This is a genomic window from Mycolicibacterium sediminis, assembly GCF_010731735.1.
In the GTDB taxonomy this organism is placed as follows: domain Bacteria; phylum Actinomycetota; class Actinomycetes; order Mycobacteriales; family Mycobacteriaceae; genus Mycobacterium; species Mycobacterium sediminis.
In genome coordinates this window covers 3,166,430-3,184,068 of the sequence record NZ_AP022588.1, presented here as the reverse complement: position 1 = coordinate 3,184,068, position 17,639 = coordinate 3,166,430, and the positions used below count along the sequence as shown (strand labels likewise).

The window sequence follows — 17,639 nt, the reverse complement described above, 5'->3', positions numbered from 1 at the left end:
GTCGCCACTGACCGTCGACCGCCCCGCCGAACCAGGGAAGACGAACCGATGCCCGCTGAGATCGCCATCCACTTCTTCCTGAGTCTGGCCGTCATCCTGGCGACGTGCCGCGTGGTGGGCATCCTGGCGCGGCGCGTCGGCCAGCCGCAGGTCGTCGGCGAGATGATCGCGGGCGTCGTCCTCGGTCCGTCGCTGTTCGGCCTGTTCGCGCCCGGGGCGCAGGAGTGGATGTTCCCGCCGGGACAGGCGAACACGGTGCTCTACACCATGGCGCAGATCGGTCTGGTGCTCTACATGTTCCTGATCGGTCTGAACTTCGACGTCGACCTGATCAGGCACCGCGCGGGCACCGCTGCGGCCGTCTCTGCGGCAGGCATCATCGTCCCGCTCGCGCTGGGGGCGCTGATCGCTGCGCCGCTGCTGGCCGACGGAAGCTTCTTCGGCGAGAACGTCACGCTGGTCATGGCGATGCTGTTCCTCGGCGCATCGATCGCCACCACCGCTTTTCCCATGCTCGCCAGGATCATCTTCGAGAAGCGCCTCTCGGGGACGTCGCTGGGCACCCTCGCGCTCGCCTGCGGTGCCACCGACGACGCCATTTCCTGGTGCATCCTGGCCGTGGTCCTGGCCCTCAACCGCGGGAACCCGTCCACGGCCGTGCTGGCGATCGGCGGCGGGATCGCCTACACCCTGATCGTCCTGACGATCGGCCGGCGTGTCCTCGGCAAGCTCGGCCCGATGACCGAACGCGCCCAGAGCATCAGCGCTCCGGTCCTGAGCGTCGTGCTCGGCCTGCTGATGCTGTGCGCCTGGATCACCGACGTCATCGGGATCTACGCGATCTTCGGGGCGTTCCTGCTCGGCGTGGCCATGCCCTCGGGCTTCTTCGCCAAGCGCTTCACCGCCACCGTCGAGCCGATTACCACCACGTTCCTGCTGCCCCTTTTCTTCGTCTACTCCGGGCTGAACACCCAGATCGGGCTGGTCGACACCCCGGCGCTGTGGGCACTGACCCTGGGTCTGCTTGTGGTGTCCATCGCCGGAAAGGGTGTCGCGTGCACGGTGGCCGCACGGCTGAACAAGGTCCCGATGCGCGAGTCCGTCGCACTCGGCGCACTCATGAACGCCCGCGGCCTGATCGAACTCATCCTGCTCAACATCGGCCTGCAGGCGGGGATCATCACCCCGACGCTGTTCACCATCCTCGTCATCGTCGCGATCGTCACCACGCTGATGGCCTCGCCGATCTTCGAGTTCGTCTACGGCCGGCACCGTCCGCCCGTGCCGCCGCCGGCCGAGGAAGCCCACGGCGACCTGCCGGTCCCCCAGCGGGATCCGGCGCCCTCCGACGTCGAGAAGGGTCAGACGTAAGGGTTCGGTCACAATATTGACGCGAGCCTTCCCGAACCGCAGGGCCGGCCTATGTCAACGCCCCGAACAGCGTCTTCGCCGGTGCCGTCGCGCTGCCGTCGTCGCTGGCAGAGGCCCCGTTTCGTGTTAGGTTCGAATACTGAACGACTTCGTCGACCCGCCGTGGGAAAGGGTGTTGCATGGACGTGCAATCGCAGCTGTCGCAGCTCAGTTCCGAGGCCCGGGAAGCGCTCGCGCGCAAGATCAAGAGCCGCCTGTCCGCAGCCGGGTCCGGGTCCGCCGGCACCGACCACGACGTCAGCATCGTCGGAGGGGGCGTCGCGGCCCTCACCCTCGCCCTCGAACTGCGATCCGCGCGCCCGGACACCCGGGTGCTGATCGTCGAACCGACTCCGCACCCCGTCGCCGAGATCACCCACACGGTCGGCGAATCCACCGTCGAGGTCTCCGCTCACTACCTCCGGGACCGGCTGGGCATGGCCGACCATCTCCGGGACTCCCAGATCCGCAAGATGGGCCTGCGGATGTTCTTCTCCGGGGCGGGCAACACCGACATCACCCAGCGGGTGGAACTCGGCAGCTCGACGTTCACGTCGCAGACGACCTACCAGATCGACCGCGGCCGGTTGGAGAACGAACTGCATCGCCGATGCGTCGCAGCGGGTGTCGACATGGTGGTCGGTCGGGTCCGGTCGATCGACGTGGGTTCCGACGACACCCCGCACACCCTGTCGATCCAGAGCGACGACGCCGTCACCCGGACGACGGCGCGCTGGGTCGTCGACGCGTCGGGCCGCAACCGCACGCTGCCGCGGGAGCTGAACCTCAAACGCGACAACGGACATGCGTGCAACGCGGCGTGGTTCCGGGTCGCCGCGGAGATCAACGTCGGGCAGTGGAGTGACGACCCGGCCTGGCACGCGCGCCTCGACGAGGGCGACCGCTCCTTCTCCACCAATCATCTGATGGGCGAGGGCTATTGGGTGTGGCTCATCCGCCTCGCCTCCGGGGCCACCAGCGTCGGCATCGTCGCCGATCCCGCCTTCCACGCGTTCGACGGATTCAACACGCTGGCCAAGGCCAAGGCCTGGCTCGCCGAGCACGAGCCGCAGTGCGCGTCCGAGGTCGCGAAGTACGACGACCTGATCATGGACTTCCGGGTGATGAAGCACTACAGCCACACGGTGACCAAGGCATTCGACGGTCGTGACCGGTGGGGCGTCACCGGCGACGCCGGCGTCTTCCTCGACCCGCTGTACTCCTCGGGCCTCGACCTGGTCGCGATCGGCAACGGGCTGCTCACCGACATGATCGGTCGAGACCTCGACGGCGAGGAGGTCGTCGCCCGATCGGCGATCAGCGACTCCCTCTTCCGGTCGCTGACCGACATGTGGCTCAACATCTACCGCGACCAGTACGTGCTGATGGGATCGCCGACCGTGATGTCGGCGAAGGTGATCTGGGACATCGCCTTCTACTGGGGCTTCGTCGGATTCCTCTACAGCAATGACCGGTTCACCCGGGTCGCCGACGATCCGGCGTTCGTCCCGCACCTGCAGGGACTCATCGACCTCAGCAATCGGATGCAGGCCTTCTTCCGAGAATGGGCGGCCGTCGAGGGCGCCGGATCTCCGGTCGACTTCGTGGACCTGTACTCGCCGCTCGACTTCATGGTGACGCTGCACCACGCGATGATCGGCGAGTCGGAGCGGTTCGACGACGAGTTCGACGCGAACGCCCGGCTCCTCCGCCAGGTCGCCGGCCAGATGATCGACACGGTCCTCGCCGAGAAGTCCTCGAACTACTCGGACGACGGCGTGATGGCACAGGTGCAGGCCTGGCAGCGGGACGGCCTGGTGCGTGACCTGCGGTCGATCTACCGCCAGGAGCAGTCGACGAACCCGATCAGCACGGACTGGGTGCTCAGTACCGCTCTGGCGCACTGACCCCCGACCGGGCGTGCCCCAGGATGAGAACCATGCGGTGTAGAAGAGGATGAAGGTGCCCGACACGCAGGACCGACCGAACCGCGAGCCGTTGGCGATCGTCGGGATCGGATGTCGCCTCCCCGGCGACGTCAGCTCGCCCGAAGACTACTGGAACCTGCTCGTGAGCGGGATCGACGCCACGCGGACGGTGCCCGAATCACGCTGGGACGCAGCGCGTTTCTACGACTCGAACCCCGCCAAGGCCGGCAAGATGGTCACCCGCCGCGGCGGCTACCTCGCCGAGATCGACCAGTTCGACGCCCAGTTCTTCGGCATCTCACCGCGCGAGGCGAACCTGCTGGATCCGCAACAGCGACTGCTGCTGCAGACCACGTGGGAGGCGCTCGAAGACGGCGGCATCCCCGCACAGTCGTTGGCGGGCGCCGAGGTCGGCGTGTTCATCGGCGGCTTTACGCTCGACTACCAGCTGCTGCAGAATCAGGGGCGCACCAGCCGCTTTCGCTTCAAGACCCATTCCGCCACCGGAATGATGATGACGATGCTGGCGAACCGGATCTCCTATACGTTCGATCTGCGCGGGCCCAGCATGTCGATCGACACGGCCTGCTCCAGTTCGCTCGTCGCGGTTCACCTGGCGGCGCAGAGCATCTGGAACGGCGAGTGCGACCTGGCGCTCGCGGGTGGGGTGAACGTGATCGTCGGCCCCAACACCGCCATCGCGGAGTCGAAGAGCGGTTTCCTCAGTCCCGACGGCCGCTGCAAGGCGTTCGACGAGTCGGCCGACGGGTACGCCCGCGGCGAGGGTGGCGCCGTCGTCGTCATCAAGCCACTCGCCAAGGCCCTGCTCGACGGGGACCGGATCTACGCGCAGCTTCTCGGCTCCGCGGTCACGCAGGACGGCCACACCGACGGCATCACCGTGCCGAGCGAGGACGCTCAGCGCTCGGCCATCACGACCGCCCTGCATCGGGCCGGGGTCAGCCCCGAGCAGGTCGGCTACGTGGAGGCGCACGGTACGGGCACCCCGGTGGGTGATCCGATCGAGATGCGTGCCCTCGCAGGCGCTCTGACGGCGGACCGGCCGACCACCGAACCCCTGGTGATCGGATCGGTCAAGACCAACATCGGCCACCTCGAGGCGGGCGCGGGTGTCGCCGGGCTGATCAAGGCGGCGCTCGTGGTCGAGCGCGGCCACATCCCGGCCAACCTGCACTTCGACAACCCGACGAGCGTGTTCGCCGACCTGAACGTCGACGTCCCGCGTACCGGCCGCCCGTTCCCCGCAGGCGAGCGACGGATCGCGGGCGTCAACTCCTTCGGCTTCGGCGGCACCAACGCCCACGTCGTGCTGGCCGAGCCCCCCGTCGCGGTACCGCAGCCCGTCCCGACCGATCAGCGGCAGCCGTCGCCGACGGTCCTGCCCATCTCGGCGCGCAGCGAGGATGCGCTCACGGCCGTCGCCCACGACCTCGCCGAGTTCATCGACGCCCAGGCCGACCTCACCCTGGCCGATCTCGGGTACAACCTGAGCCAGCGGCGCTCGCACCTCACCTTCCGCCGGACGCTCATCGCAGACGATCTCGGCGACGCGCGGGAACAGTTGGCGGCGCTCGCGGCCGGCGGCCTGATCTCGACGGGCCGGACGCCGACCAGCGCACCGAAGGTTGCCTTCGTGTGTACCGGCATGGGTCCGCAGTGGTGGCGGATGTGCCGCGACCTGCTCGACGCCTACCCGACGTTCGCCGAGACCATCGCGGCGTGCGACCGCGAACTGTCGAGGCACGCCGACTGGTCGCTGCTCGAGGAGCTCCGGCGCGACGAGGCCGACTCCCGCATGGGCGACACGGAGATCGCGCAGCCCGCCAACTTCGCCGTCCAGGTCGCCTTGGCCGCCCAGCTCGCCGAGTTCGGGATCACCCCCGACGCGGTGGTCGGCCACAGCGCCGGTGAGGTGGCGGCCCACTACCTCGCCGGGTTGTTGACCTTCGAACAGGCCGTGCACGTCATTTTCCACAGGAGCAGGCTGCAGCAGCGCACCAGCGATCTCGGCCGGATGCTCGCCGTGGGCCTGAGTGCCGAGAAGCTGCTCCAGACCGTCGATGCCGCGACGGTCGCCGAGTTCGGCCACCGTGCGTCGGTCGCCGCGATCAACAGTCCGCTCGCGGTGACGATCGCCGGCGACGGCGACGTCCTCGACGAGATCGCCCGCCAGCTGGACGATCTCGAGGTGTTCAACCGCTACCTCCCCGTCAAGGTGCCGTACCACACCCACTACATGGACATGGTGAAGGACGACCTGTACGAGGCGTTCGAGGGACTGACGTCGGCGACGGCGACGATCCCGCTGTACTCCACGGTGACCGGCGAGCGGGTGACGGAGTACGCCGCCGGCGCCGCCTACTGGTGGCAGAACACCCGCGCCACGGTGCTCTTCGAACCTGCCGCGCGCCGGATGCTCGACGACGGCTACACCCACTTCGTGGAACTCGGGCCACATCCCGTGCTGGCGTCGTCCCTCCTGGAGATCGCCGGAACGCGGCCGGTGTCCATCGTGGCGTCGCAGCGCCGCAACGACGACGACGATCGCACGCTGCTCAATTGCGTTGGCGCACTGCACAACGGCGGTGTCGACGTGGCGTGGGACGCGCTCAACCCCCGCGGTGGCGCCCGTCTGCTCGCGTTGCCGTCCTACCCGTGGCAGTCGAGGCGCTTCTGGAACGAACCCCCGGAGGCGGCCGAGGACCTGCACTACGACCCGGTGCACCGACTCCTCGGACAGCCCGTCCGTGCCGTCCACCCGACGTGGGAGGGCGAACTCAGCGTCGCCACCATCGGCTTCCTGGCCGACCACCGGGTGCAGGGCACCGTCGTCGTCCCCGGTGCGGTCTTCGTCGAGATGGCGATGGCCGCCGCCATCGAGACCTACGGAACCCCGTGCAGCGTCGACGATCTGGTGCTGCACCGGGCGCTGCTCATCGAGGACGCCTGCGATCCGCTGGTCCGGACCACGCTCAACGAGGAACGCGGCACCCTGGAGTTCGCGGCGTTCACCGCGACGGGTGACGGCGACTTCGCCTGGATGCTCACCGCGACGGCCGAACTCAACACGCTCCCCACGGCGCCCACCCATCTCCGCGGGCCGGAGCCCGCCGAATCCGGCACGTCGATGTCCGGCGACGACTTCTACGCCCTCACCCAGGACATCGGGTTCGACTACGGCGACGCCTTCCAGGCCATCACCGGCATCACCGCCGGAGACGAGTGGGCGGTCGCCGACATCGCCGTACCCGGCGGCATCATCGACGAACTCGACGACTACCACTTCCATCCGGCACTGATGGACAGTGCCTTTCAGACGCTGTTCGGGACGAGGTTCACCGGCTCGGACGCCGACGGCGCCACCTACCTCCCGACCCGGATCCGGCACAGCGCCGTCCACGGCCCGGCCGAGAAGCGCATGACCGTGCACGTACGGGTCGTCTCGGCCACCGCCGAGGAGATCGAGAGCAACATCACGATCGTCAACGGCCTCGGCGAACCGCTCGCGGTGTTCGACGGGTTCACCGTGCAGTCCCTGAGCGCCTCGTCGGCGATGTCGACCGAACGGATCGACAAGGGCCTGTACGAGATGCAGTGGATCGCCGCGCCCGAGCCCGACCCCGAGACCGTGGACGTCTCGACTGTGGCCGACCGGTCGTGGCTGGTGCTGACCGACGACGACGGGCTGGGAACCGTTGTCGCGCAGAACCTTCGGGATCGCGGCCACCGCGTGCACGAGGTCGCTCACCGCACGGTCGACGAACTCACCGAGACCGCCTCGGGTTACGCGATCGATCCCGCCCGGCCTACACAGATGCGCGAGCTGCTGGACGCGCACCTGGCCATCGACGGTGACCTCGCCGGCATCGTCGACTGCTGGGCCCTCGACATCCCGGCCGACGTCGGCGCCGACGTTGGTTCCGACGACACCGAACGCACCCATCGGATCGGCGTCTTCGCGATCCTGCACCTGGTCCGTGCGCTGGCCGAACTCGACACCGTCACCCCCCGACTGCACGTCGTGACGGCGAACGCGCAACCCGCCCTCGGCACCGAGAGCCTCGCCGCCGACCGGTCCGCACTCTGGGGCCTGGGGCGCGTCATCGGTCACCAGGAGTTCGCGGGCAACTGGGGCGGCCTGATCGACGTCGACGACGCGGACGACCGTGCTCGCACCGCCGAGCGAATCTGCCGGCACGTGCTCGACGACGACACCGAGGACCAGATCGCGTTCCGGGGCGACGCGGCCCTGGTACCGCGACTGCGCCCGTGCACGGGTCTGACGAAGCCCTTCCCCACCAAGCTCGCCGTCAACGCCACCTACGTCGTCACCGGTGGCGCCGGCGCCCTCGGCCGTACCGTGGCCGGCTACCTGGCCGACCGCGGCGCCCGGCACATCACTCTGCTCGGCCGGCGGGCGATGCCACCGCGGGCGCAGTGGTCGAACCTGGACCGCGAGCACCCGCAGTTCCGCACCGTCGAGGCCATTCAGAGGATCGAACGCCTCGGCGCCGAGGTCACCTGCGCCAGCGTGGACGTCACCGACGCGGCGGCCGTCCGGTCGTGGCTTGCCGACCACGAGCGCGACGGCGGCCGGCCCATCCGCGGGATCGTGCACACGGCGGGCACCGTCGACGATCGTCTGCTGGTCAACATGACCGAGGAGGACTTCGCGCGGGTGATGGCCCCCAAGGTCACCGGGACCCGGGTGCTGCACGGCGCCCTCGACGGGTACGACCTGCAGTTCTTCGTGATGTTCGGATCGGCCGGCTCGGTCGTGGCCTCCCCCGGCCAGGGCAACTACGCCGCCGCGAACGCGTTCCTGGATGCCTTCGCGTCCTACCGCCGCGCCCGGGGCCTACCCGCGCTGACCATCGGGTGGGGCCCGTGGTCGGTGGGGATGGTCGAGGAACTCAAGCTAGAGCGGATCTACGCGCAGCGCGGGATCGAACTGATCACCCCGGCCGCGGGCAACCGCATCCTCGACCGGCTGATCAACCAGAAGATCCCTGCCGTCGTGGCCATCACTGCCGACTGGGGCCGGGCCCGCCAGATGGGCCTGGCCGGCCAGCTCCCGCCGATGTTCTCCGACCTCGAGGCCCTCGAGAGTTCGGTCACGGCGGACGAGGGCGGCTCGTCGGTGCTCGACGTGCTCGCCGCGACCCCGGAGCCCGAGCGCCTCGGCGTGGTCACCGACCAGGTCCGCAGGAGCGTGGCGGCGATCTTCGACTGCGCGGTCACCGACGTCGAGACCGACGAGACCCTGGACGGCGTGGGACTTGACTCGTTGATGGCGATGGAGTTCCGGGTACGGATCAACGCGATGTTCGCCATCGACATACCGGTACTCGAGATACTCAAGGGTGTGAGCGTGAACTCGCTGGCCGCCCGGGTGCTGACCGAACTCGACGTCCCCCGCGCCGACGACGCACCGAGCGTCCCCAATCAGCCCGGGGACGGCGCCGATGACGTCGACCGGCTCGTCGCCGAACTCTCGGACGACGAATTGCGGGCGCTCCTGGCCGAACTCGAGGCAGACGGGTCTTGACCAACGCAGACCGGTCGAACGCCGTTCGGGTGCGCGGCCTGTGCAAGACGTACGGCCGCCTGCACGCGGTACGGGACCTCGACCTCGACGTCGGCTACGGCGAGGTCGTGGCGATCCTCGGCCCCAACGGCGCGGGCAAGTCGACCACGATCGAGATCCTCGAGGGCCACCGGAAGCGCGACTCGGGTGACGTCCGCGTCCTGGGAGAGGATCCCGGCGCCGCGGGCAGGAACTGGCGGGCCAGGATCGGGATCGTGCTGCAGGAGGCGAGCGACTTCGGGATGCTGACGGTGTCCGAGACCGTGCGCATGTTCGCCGGGTGCTACGCCGAGGTGCGCGATCCCGGCGAGGTGCTCGAACTGGTCGGTCTCGGGGCCACGTCGACGTCGAAGGTGCGGACGCTGTCCGGTGGGCAGCGGCGCAGGCTGGACGTCGCACTCGGCATCATCGCCATGCCCGAGCTGCTGTTCCTCGACGAACCGACCACGGGGTTCGACCCCGAGGCGCGCCGACAGTTCTGGGACCTCATCAGGTTGCTCGCCCGCGACGGGACGACCATCGTGCTGACCACCCACTACCTGGAGGAGGCCGCGGCGCTCGCCGACCGCGTCGCCGTGATCGCCCAGGGTCGCGTGGTGGCGGTGGACTCGCCGGAACGACTGACGGCGCACGCGAACTCGGCCGCCACCGTCCGGTGGATGGAGGGCGACCGGGTGCACGTCGAGGTGACCTCCCACCCGACCGAGCTGATCAGGCAACGCTCGGCCAACGGGGTCGAGCTGGCCGAGCTGACGGTCACGCGACCGACCCTCGAGGATGCGTACATGCATCTGATCGGCGCTCGGTGATGGCCACCGACCAGGCGCCCAGCCCGGCTCGGCACCGCGCCCGCGGGTCGACGTCGGCGTCCGCGCTGCCGTCGCCGTTGCGCATCGGACTGTCGCGCGTCGTCCCGGAACTGAAGATGTTCTACCGGCGCCCCGAGCAGCTGGTCCTCACGTTCTCGATGCCGGCGATCATCTGCATCCTGCTCGGCTCGATCTTCTCGGCGAAGCTGCCGAACACCGACACCAGTACCGGCGCCGTGATCGCCGCGAGCATGCTCGCCTACGGCGTGCTCTCGACGTCGTTCATCAACCTGGGCATCAGCGTCGCCGCCGACCGGGACACCGGCGCGCTGCGGCGACTGCGTGGCACGCCCGCGACCGCCACGTCGTACTTCGTCGGGAAGATCGCGCTGGTGGCCATCGCGAGCCTGGCCGAGGCGATCATCCTGCTGCTGGTCGGCGTCTTCGTCTTCAAGCTCCAGCTGCCCTCGGACCTCCTCGGGTGGTGGACGCTGACGTGGGTGTTCGTCCTCGGCATCACCAGCTGTTCGCTACTGGGCATCTTCATCAGCAACTTCGCGAGCAATGCGGTGTCGGCGGCGGTGATGACGAACGGGCCCGCGGTGGGTCTGCAGTTCGTGTCCGGGACGTACGTGCCGCTGATGGTGCTGCCGGCCTGGATGCTGGCCATCGGGTCCGTCTTCCCGGTCAAGTGGATGGCGCAGGGGTTCCGCTCGGTGCTCCTGCCCCCGGAGATGGTGATCTTCGAGCCGGCGGGCACCTGGGAGCACGGCCGGATCTTCCTGGTCCTCGCCACGTGGAGCGTCGTCGGCCTGTTCTGCTGCCTGCGGGTGTTCCGGTGGTCGGACAAGAGGTGAGCACCGCGCCCGCCGTCGCCGGGTTCGAGGTGGCCGATCCGGTGGAGGCGTGGGTTCACGCCGGCTTCCACGTGGGCTCGGACGCCGTCTGCAGGATCGGTGGCGTCGGCGTCCGGTTGGTCGGACGCGAGCGTGGGACCGGACTCGTCGGCTGGTCACTGCGCGGAGTGCCCGACGAGGTCACCGACGTCGACGGCATCCCGACGACCCCGGCGGCCGAGGTCGCCGCCCCCGGCCAAATCCATCCCAACGGGGTCCTGGCGATCGATCACGTCGTGCTGCTGACCCCGGACCTGGGCCGGACCGTCGCATCGCTGGCCACGATCGGCACCCATCCGCGCCGGGAACGCGACGCCCACCTCGGGGGCCGCCCGATGCGGCAGGTGTTCTTCCGACTCGGCGAGGTGATCGTCGAGGTCGTCGGGTCTCCCGAGTCGTCGACGACCGGCCCGTCAGCGCTGTGGGGTCTGACCCACACGGTGTCCGACATCGATGCGACGGCGCACTCGCTGGGCGACCTGACGTCTCCGGTGAAGGACGCGGTGCAGCCCGGACGCCGCATCACCACGCTGCGGCACGAGGACCTCGGCATGTCGGTGCGGACCGCGCTCATGTCGGCGCAGCCGGAGCGGTAGCGACCCGCGCGTCGCCCGCGGGGACGGGCGACGGTGGTCCTATCCTCAGCGGTCATGGGCGAGTCAGGAGAGGACGTGGTGGTCATCCACACCGACGGCGGCTGCCGGCCGAACCCCGGGCCGGGCGGCTGGGGTGCGGTGCTGCGCATGCGTCAGCATGTTCGCGAGATGTGTGGCGGCGACCCCGGTTCGACCAGCAACAACCGGATGGAACTGACCGCACCCATCATGGCGCTGGAGGCGCTCACCAGGCCGGTCGTCGTGCACCTGTACACCGACAGCACATACGTCCGGAACGGGATCACCAAGTGGGTCCTCGGCTGGGAGCGCAACGGGTGGCTGACCGCCGCCAAGCAGCCGGTGAAGAACGTGGACCTCTGGCAGCGCCTGCAGGCGGCGTGCGCCCAGCACGACGTCGAGTGGTTCTGGGTGAAGGGGCACGCCGGCGTCCCCGACAACGAATTGGCCGATGAACTGGCCACTCGCGGGATGCAGGAGGCCATCGACGCGCCGATGCGGTGACCCGTGTGAGGGGTGCCACAGCGCGTCGGGGTTCGGTTTCGCCGCTGGCGCCCGTCTCCACTTCCATGCCTACTTCGACGTGGAGTGACGGAACGGCCTCGGCGCAGTACCTGGACGTGACCCCGGCGCGCGCGGTGCTCGACCAGTTGCAGACGCCGGTGCTCGGCGTCGGTACGGGCGGCCAGATCGTGTACGCGAATCCGGCGTTCGCCGCGATGATCGGCTTGCGTTCCAATCCGGTGGGCCGCCTGGTGAGCACCCTGTTCGCGGTGCCCGACGCCTGCCCACCCGGCAGCACCTCGGCTTTGGCGGACGTGGCGGGACGGTCCCTGTCGTGGCGCCACGTCGACGGCTACGAGGTCCGCACCGTGGTGTCGCCCGCTCTGCCGCACCACCGCGGCGACGTCGAAGTGCTCGTGACGCTCGACGACGTGACCGCCTCGGACTGGACGCACGACGCCCGTTCGAAGAACTGACCTGGGCGGCCCCGCCGGCACCTTGCTCGGCCGGCGAGGCCTGAACGGCCGGAGTGACCGGTCACTTCTGCCGTCCTGAAGCAACCCTTACCCGGGGACGGTCTCGCAAAACGTGGACGAGCCGGACGACGAGAGAAGTTGTCCGACAGCGGTTCTAGTCCTCGCCTCGACGGTCGACCTCGGCGAGGATCCGTAGCGCGATGTCACGCAGCTTGACGTTCTCCCGCTGGGACCGGTCCACCATGCGCGCGAACGCATCGTCGGCCGTGCCGCCGTAGAGCGTGCGAAGCACTCCCTTGGCCTGATCGATCTCCGTGCGGGACGTCAGCGCGGTCTCCAACTGCTCCACCGTGTCCCGGAGCCGTTGCCAACGGTGCGCTTCCGCAATGGCGCGGGCGGCAGCCTCGGTGTAGAGGCCCATGATCTTCTCGTCGATGACGTCGAAGGCCTCCGTCGACCTGCTGTAGGCGTTCAGCGAGCCGACCAGTTCGTCCTCCCCGCTGGCCGGGGATGGCACGATCAGCGGAATCGACAGGGTGGCGTGTACCCCGGCCGCGCGGGCCGCCTCGACGAACTCGGGCCACCGCTGGCCGTCGGCCCGCATGGTGACCCGCACGGGTTGGCGGGTCCTCGCGGCCTCCAGGCAGGGACCGCGGCCGGAGTCGTACTGCTCCTGGTCCAGGGCCACGACGCCGTCGTCGGTCGACGCCGCGGTGCGCACGGGCTCGTCCTGAAGTTCGGTGATGGACACCGCGTCCGCGTCGGACACCGCGCGTACGGCGTTGAGGGCCACCTTCTTGAGCACGTCGTCCAGCGACTCCTCGGCCGCGAGGAGCGTGTTCAGCGATCTGATCGCCTCCGCCGCAGCATCTAGACGGACCAGGAGGTCCGGTCGTTCCACGCTCAAGCGCAAGTCCTTCCCGCAACGTTCTGAAGACGAGGATATCGACCACGAGAGCGGGTCGAAAAGGAAACGGGCGCATGTGCCTAGACGCCGAGTTATGTCATTTATAATCAGTACTGGACGATCTGTCCAATACGCACGCGGCCCGTTGACGGTGACGTCAGAGTCACGTCACCGGCGTGCCGGTCAGGTGCCGGCGGGCAGCGGTGACGAAGTCCACGACGAGCGGGTTGGGGTCGCCGGCCCGGGTCGCGACGATGACCTTGCTGGTGGGGAATCCCTCGACCGGCACGCTGGCGAGGTCGGTGCGCAGCGAGCTGCGCCGGTCACCAGCAGGCAGCACGGCTAGCGCCCCGCCGCTCGCCACCAGCTCGAGCCTGTCCTCGAAGCTCTCACCGGCCGGACCGGCGGAGATCGGACCGGCCTCGGCGTCGAGCGGATAGACCGCGCGGGCGCCGCCGTGCGGGCAGACGAAGTCCTCGCCCGCGAAGTCCGCCGGCGACACCGATGCGCGGGTGGCCAGGTGGTGATCGACCGGCATCACCAGCACCCGCGGCTCCTCGTACAGCACCGTGACGAGGGCGCCCTCGCCCGGGACGGGCAACGGGTCCCTGGCCACCAGGACGTCCACGGTGCCCGCGGCGAAGGACGCCGCGTCGGCGCAATCCAGGTGTCGCGTGCCGATGTCCGCGTGCGGATGGCGTCGACGAAGCTCGCGGACCGCAGCCGTGACGACGAGGTCCTCGACGAAGCCGATGACGATGCTGCCCTCGGGTGCGTGCGCCCGGGCGGTCTGCGTCGCCCGGCGGGCTGCCCGCAGCAGCGCGTGGGCCTCCGGCAGGAAGGCCGCACCGGCCGACGTCAGGCGGGTGCCCTGCGGGGTGCGGTCCAGCAGCCGGACGCCGAGCCGGGCTTCGAGGCGCTGGATCTGGCGACTCAGCGACGGTTGCGCCACCCGTAGCTCCGTGGCGGCGCGGCCGAAGTTGCCGTGCTCGGCGACGACCGTGAAGTACCGCACCAGCCGCAGTTCCAGGTCTGCCCCGAGATCGTTCACCGTCCGTCCAACCCGGCTCGCCGTCGACGGTATTCCGGAGCGCCCGACGTCATTCCGATTCGGCATGACGTCGTGCCGAACGGGTCTTGGACACGATCGGTCGGGTCGCCCGAGACTCGGAAGCATGGAATCCGAGCCGATACGGCGAGAGACGAAGCGCTACGACGGCAAGAACGTCGTGATCACCGGTGGCAGCAGCGGTCTGGGACTCGCGGCCGCGAGGTATCTGGTCGACGGCGGAGCGCGGGTGCTGGTGACGGGCCGCACGCGCGAGACGCTCGACGACGCCGCACGGCGCCTCGGCGACGGCGGTCTCGCCGTCCGGAGCGACGCGAGTTCGCTCGAGGACGTCGACGCACTGGCCGACCGCGTGCGAGCCGAGTTCGGCACCGTGCACGCCCTCGTGGTGAATGCGGGAATCGGGAGCTTCGACCCCTTCGACGAGGTGACCGAGCAGACCTTCGACCGCGTGTTCGCGATCAACGTGAAGGGTCCGTTCTTCACCGTGCAGAAGCTGGCCCCGGTACTCGCCGATGGCAGCTGCGTCGTCCTGACGACGTCGACGGCGAACCAGACCGGTTGGGACCGGCTCAGCGTGTACTCGGCGAGCAAGGCGGCCCTGCGGTCCATGGCCCGCACACTCAGCCGAGAGCTGCTGCCCCGGAACATCCGGGTCAACGCGATCAGCCCGGGGTCGATCGACACCGGCAAGTTGGAGAAGGAGGTCCCCGAACGGGCGGCTCGCCTCAAGGCCGAGTTCACCGCGAGCAGCCCGATGGGGCGCTTCGGCCACCCCGACGAGTTCGCCCCCGCGGTGGCGTTCCTCGCCTTCGACGCGACGTTCGTCGCCGGCATCGAGCTGGTGGTCGACGGTGGCGACTCACAACTGTGAACACTGATGGAAGAGAGCATGATTCGATGAGACGCTACGAGGGCAAGCGGGTCGTCGTGACCGGCGGGACGAGCGGCATCGGCCTCGCCACGGCCACACTTCTCGCCGACGGCGGCGCGACGGTCCTGGTCACCGGCCGCACCCCCGCGTCGCTGGACGCTGCGCGCGCCACGCTCGGTTCCGACGCGATCGTGGTGCGCAGCGACGCCGTGTCGGGGATCGACGAACTCGTCGAGCGGGCGGCCGCCGATCTCGGTGCCGTCGACCTGCTCGTCCTCAACGCAGGCGGGACGCTGGGCGCGTCCGTCGAGGACACCACCGAGAACCAGTACGACGACCTGTTCGACCTCAACACCAAGGCACCCTTCTTCACGCTGCAGCGGTTGCTGCCCCTGATGCCGCCCGGCAGCGCGGCGGTGCTCGTCACCTCGGTGAGCGGAGTCAAGGGCATCGCGGCCACGAGCGTCTACTCGGCGACGAAGGCGGCACTGCGATCCCTGACGCGCACGTTCGCACGCGAACTCGTCGACCGGGGCATCCGCGTCAACGCCGTCTCCCCCGGCCCCGTCGACACGGGCATCCTCGAACGGTCGATGCCACCCGACGCCGCCCGCGAGTTCCTGCAGCAGATGAAGGCCCAGAACCCGATGCAGCGGCTGGGTGAACCCGCCGAGATCGCCACTGCAATAGCGTTCCTCGGCTTCGACGCCACCTACACGACCGGCGCCGAACTCAGCGTGGACGGCGGGGTGTCGCAGTTGTAGGTTTCGCCCTCAGCGCGCCCCACGGACCAGTCGACCCGGCCGCGCCCCGGTGTCCACGTCGTCGCGCCGCGTGACCACTCCGCTCACGATCGTCGCCGCGTATCCGGATGCGCCCTGCACCAGTCGCTTTCCGCCGGCGGGGAGGTCGTGGGCCATGCGCGGCGCGTGCAGCGTCAGGCCGTCGAGGTCGATCACGTTGAGATCGGCCTTCTTTCCGACCTGGACGACGCCCCGGTCGGTCAGCCCGAACAGTTCGGCGGTGTCACGAGACTGCTTGCGGACGACGTACTCCAGGGGCAGCTTGTCGCCGCGGTGGCGGTCGCGCGCCCAGTGCGTCAGCAGGAACGTGGGATAGGAGGCGTCGCAGATCATGCTGCAGTGCGCGCCGCCGTCGGACAGGCCCAGGACGCCGGCGGGATGGGTCATCATCTCGCGGATGGCGTCGTGATTGCCGTTGGAGTAGTTGAACATCGGCAGCATCAGCATCGCGCCTGCGTCGGCCTCGAGCATCAGGTCGTACATCGTGGCCAGCGGATCCTGGCCGCGGTCGCGTGCGATCGCCGACACGGTGCGTTCCGCGGTGGGCTCGTAGTCGGGCGGATCACCCATGGCGTACAGCCGGTCCGCGGAGTACTGCGCCAGCGCGAACATGCCGTCGAACAACACGTTCGGGTCGACGGGCAGGTCGTCCTCGGCGAGGATCGCCGCTCGGACGGCGGGCTCGGCGAGCCGCGCGCCCAACTCCTCGCGGGTGCACTCGGCCACCAGCCGCCGATAGGTCGGGCGGTGAGTGAAGGCGTGATGGCCGGGGAACCCGAGCAGCATGCCGAACGGGCGCGCGGCGACCTGCGGGTGCAGCCGGCTGCCCGCCTCGTGCGCGGCCGCCGACATCTCCAGCTGCTCGCGCCACAGGTTGGGGTCGGCATCGACCTGGATGAGCGCGAAGCTGAGCGCGCAGTCGATCTCCCCGCCGAGGCGCCGCATCCACTCGAGTTCCTTCTTCGGCGCGACGATGTCCTCGCCTGCCGCGCCCTGGGGTGCCAGCTCGAACACCCCGGCACCGCCCGCCGCCATGGCCCGGCCCAGCGCGAACAACTCGTCCTCCGCGGCGAACGTGCCGGGTACCGGCTCGCCGTCCATCGCACGGTGGGCGAGGGTCCGCGACGACGAGAAGCCGAGCGCCCCGGCCTCCGCGGCCTCGCGGACCAGCCGGCTCATCGCCTCGATGTCGTCGGGTGTCGCGGGTTCGTTGCGGGCGCCGCGCTCCCCCATCGCGTAGGCACGCACCGTGCCGTGCGCGATCTGGCTGCCGAAGTCGACGGCGAGTTCCCGCGTCCCGATGACGTCGAGGTACTCGGCGTAGCTCTCCCAGCCCCAGGTGATGCCCTCGGTCAGCGCGGTCCCCGGGATGTCCTCGACGCCCTCCATGAGTTCGATGAGCCACTGCTCGCTACCGGGGCGGACGGGGGCGAAACCGACGCCGCAGTTGCCGGCGACGACCGTCGTGACGCCGTGGTTGCTCGACGGTTCGAGCACGCTGTCCCAGCTGACCTGGCCGTCGTAGTGGGTGTGGATGTCGACGAATCCCGGGGCGACGATCCGTCCCGTCGCATCGATGGTCTCGGCGGCCTCGCCCTCCAGGGCCGGGTCGCCCGGGCCGCGGCGCCGGATCTCGACGATCTTGCCGTCCTTGACCGCGACGTCGGCGGTGAAGCGATCCCCGCCCGTGCCGTCGACGACGGTGCCGCCGGTGATCTTGAGGTCGAACACGGATGCTCCC

General features: G+C 69.5%; 13 protein-coding genes. 10 read left to right on the top strand and 3 right to left on the bottom strand.

Going from position 1 to position 17,639, the window contains the following annotated elements; all coding sequences use genetic code 11:
- Window positions 1–48 precede the first annotated feature (48 nt).
- The 8 genes from G6N64_RS15255 (at window position 49) to G6N64_RS15220 (ending at window position 12,245) form a co-directional block, all read left to right on the top strand.
- Window positions 49–1,371: a cation:proton antiporter gene (locus G6N64_RS15255; protein ID WP_163797817.1), complete on the top strand. Its 1,323-nt coding sequence runs from the start codon at window positions 49–51 to the stop codon at window positions 1,369–1,371.
- A gap of 179 nt (window positions 1,372–1,550) precedes the next feature.
- Entirely contained in the window at window positions 1,551–3,317 is a 1,767-nt protein-coding gene (locus tag G6N64_RS15250; RefSeq protein WP_174266815.1) for an NAD(P)/FAD-dependent oxidoreductase, read from the top strand.
- A gap of 49 nt (window positions 3,318–3,366) precedes the next feature.
- Entirely contained in the window at window positions 3,367–8,907 is a 5,541-nt protein-coding gene (locus G6N64_RS15245; protein WP_163797816.1) for a type I polyketide synthase, read from the top strand.
- Entirely contained in the window at window positions 8,904–9,755 is an 852-nt protein-coding gene (locus G6N64_RS15240) for an ABC transporter ATP-binding protein (protein WP_163797815.1), read from the top strand. Before G6N64_RS15245 ends, G6N64_RS15240 begins: the two co-directional genes overlap by 4 nt.
- Window positions 9,755–10,612, top strand: a complete 858-nt coding sequence (locus G6N64_RS15235) for an ABC transporter permease (protein WP_163797814.1) — start codon at window positions 9,755–9,757, stop codon at window positions 10,610–10,612. The genes G6N64_RS15240 and G6N64_RS15235 overlap by 1 nt, the downstream gene beginning before the upstream one ends.
- The gene (locus tag G6N64_RS15230) at window positions 10,609–11,247 is read left to right on the top strand and encodes a glyoxalase (RefSeq protein WP_174266814.1); all 639 of its coding nucleotides are present in this window, start codon (window positions 10,609–10,611) and stop codon (window positions 11,245–11,247) included. The genes G6N64_RS15235 and G6N64_RS15230 overlap by 4 nt, the downstream gene beginning before the upstream one ends.
- A 54-nt stretch (window positions 11,248–11,301) precedes the next feature.
- Window positions 11,302–11,769: a ribonuclease HI gene (gene rnhA / locus G6N64_RS15225; RefSeq protein WP_163797813.1), complete on the top strand. Its 468-nt coding sequence runs from the start codon at window positions 11,302–11,304 to the stop codon at window positions 11,767–11,769.
- A gap of 65 nt (window positions 11,770–11,834) precedes the next feature.
- Window positions 11,835–12,245: a PAS domain-containing protein gene (locus tag G6N64_RS15220; protein WP_163797812.1), complete on the top strand. Its 411-nt coding sequence runs from the start codon at window positions 11,835–11,837 to the stop codon at window positions 12,243–12,245.
- A gap of 154 nt (window positions 12,246–12,399) precedes the next feature.
- Here the strand turns inward: G6N64_RS15220 and G6N64_RS15215 are convergent, their stop codons facing one another.
- Both G6N64_RS15215 and G6N64_RS15210 read right to left on the bottom strand, forming a co-directional pair.
- On the bottom strand, window positions 12,400–13,146 hold the full coding sequence (locus G6N64_RS15215; RefSeq protein WP_246231254.1) for a GAF and ANTAR domain-containing protein: 747 nt from the start codon (window positions 13,144–13,146) through the stop codon (window positions 12,400–12,402).
- Window positions 13,147–13,315: 169 nt separating this feature from the next.
- A complete protein-coding gene (locus G6N64_RS15210; RefSeq protein WP_163797811.1) occupies window positions 13,316–14,203 on the bottom strand; it encodes a LysR family transcriptional regulator in 888 nt (295 codons plus the stop codon).
- Window positions 14,204–14,327: 124 nt separating this feature from the next.
- On the opposite strand from G6N64_RS15210, the gene G6N64_RS15205 reads away from it, so the two are divergent.
- Window positions 14,328–15,095, top strand: coding sequence for a glucose 1-dehydrogenase (locus G6N64_RS15205; protein ID WP_163797810.1), 768 nt, complete (start codon window positions 14,328–14,330; stop codon window positions 15,093–15,095).
- A 26-nt stretch (window positions 15,096–15,121) separates the two neighbouring features.
- Entirely contained in the window at window positions 15,122–15,859 is a 738-nt protein-coding gene (locus G6N64_RS15200; RefSeq protein WP_163797809.1) for an SDR family oxidoreductase, read from the top strand.
- 9 nt (window positions 15,860–15,868) lie between these two features.
- Here the strand turns inward: G6N64_RS15200 and G6N64_RS15195 are convergent, their stop codons facing one another.
- On the bottom strand, window positions 15,869–17,629 hold the full coding sequence (locus tag G6N64_RS15195) for an N-acyl-D-amino-acid deacylase family protein (RefSeq protein WP_163797808.1): 1,761 nt from the start codon (window positions 17,627–17,629) through the stop codon (window positions 15,869–15,871).
- Window positions 17,630–17,639: the final 10 nt, after the last annotated feature.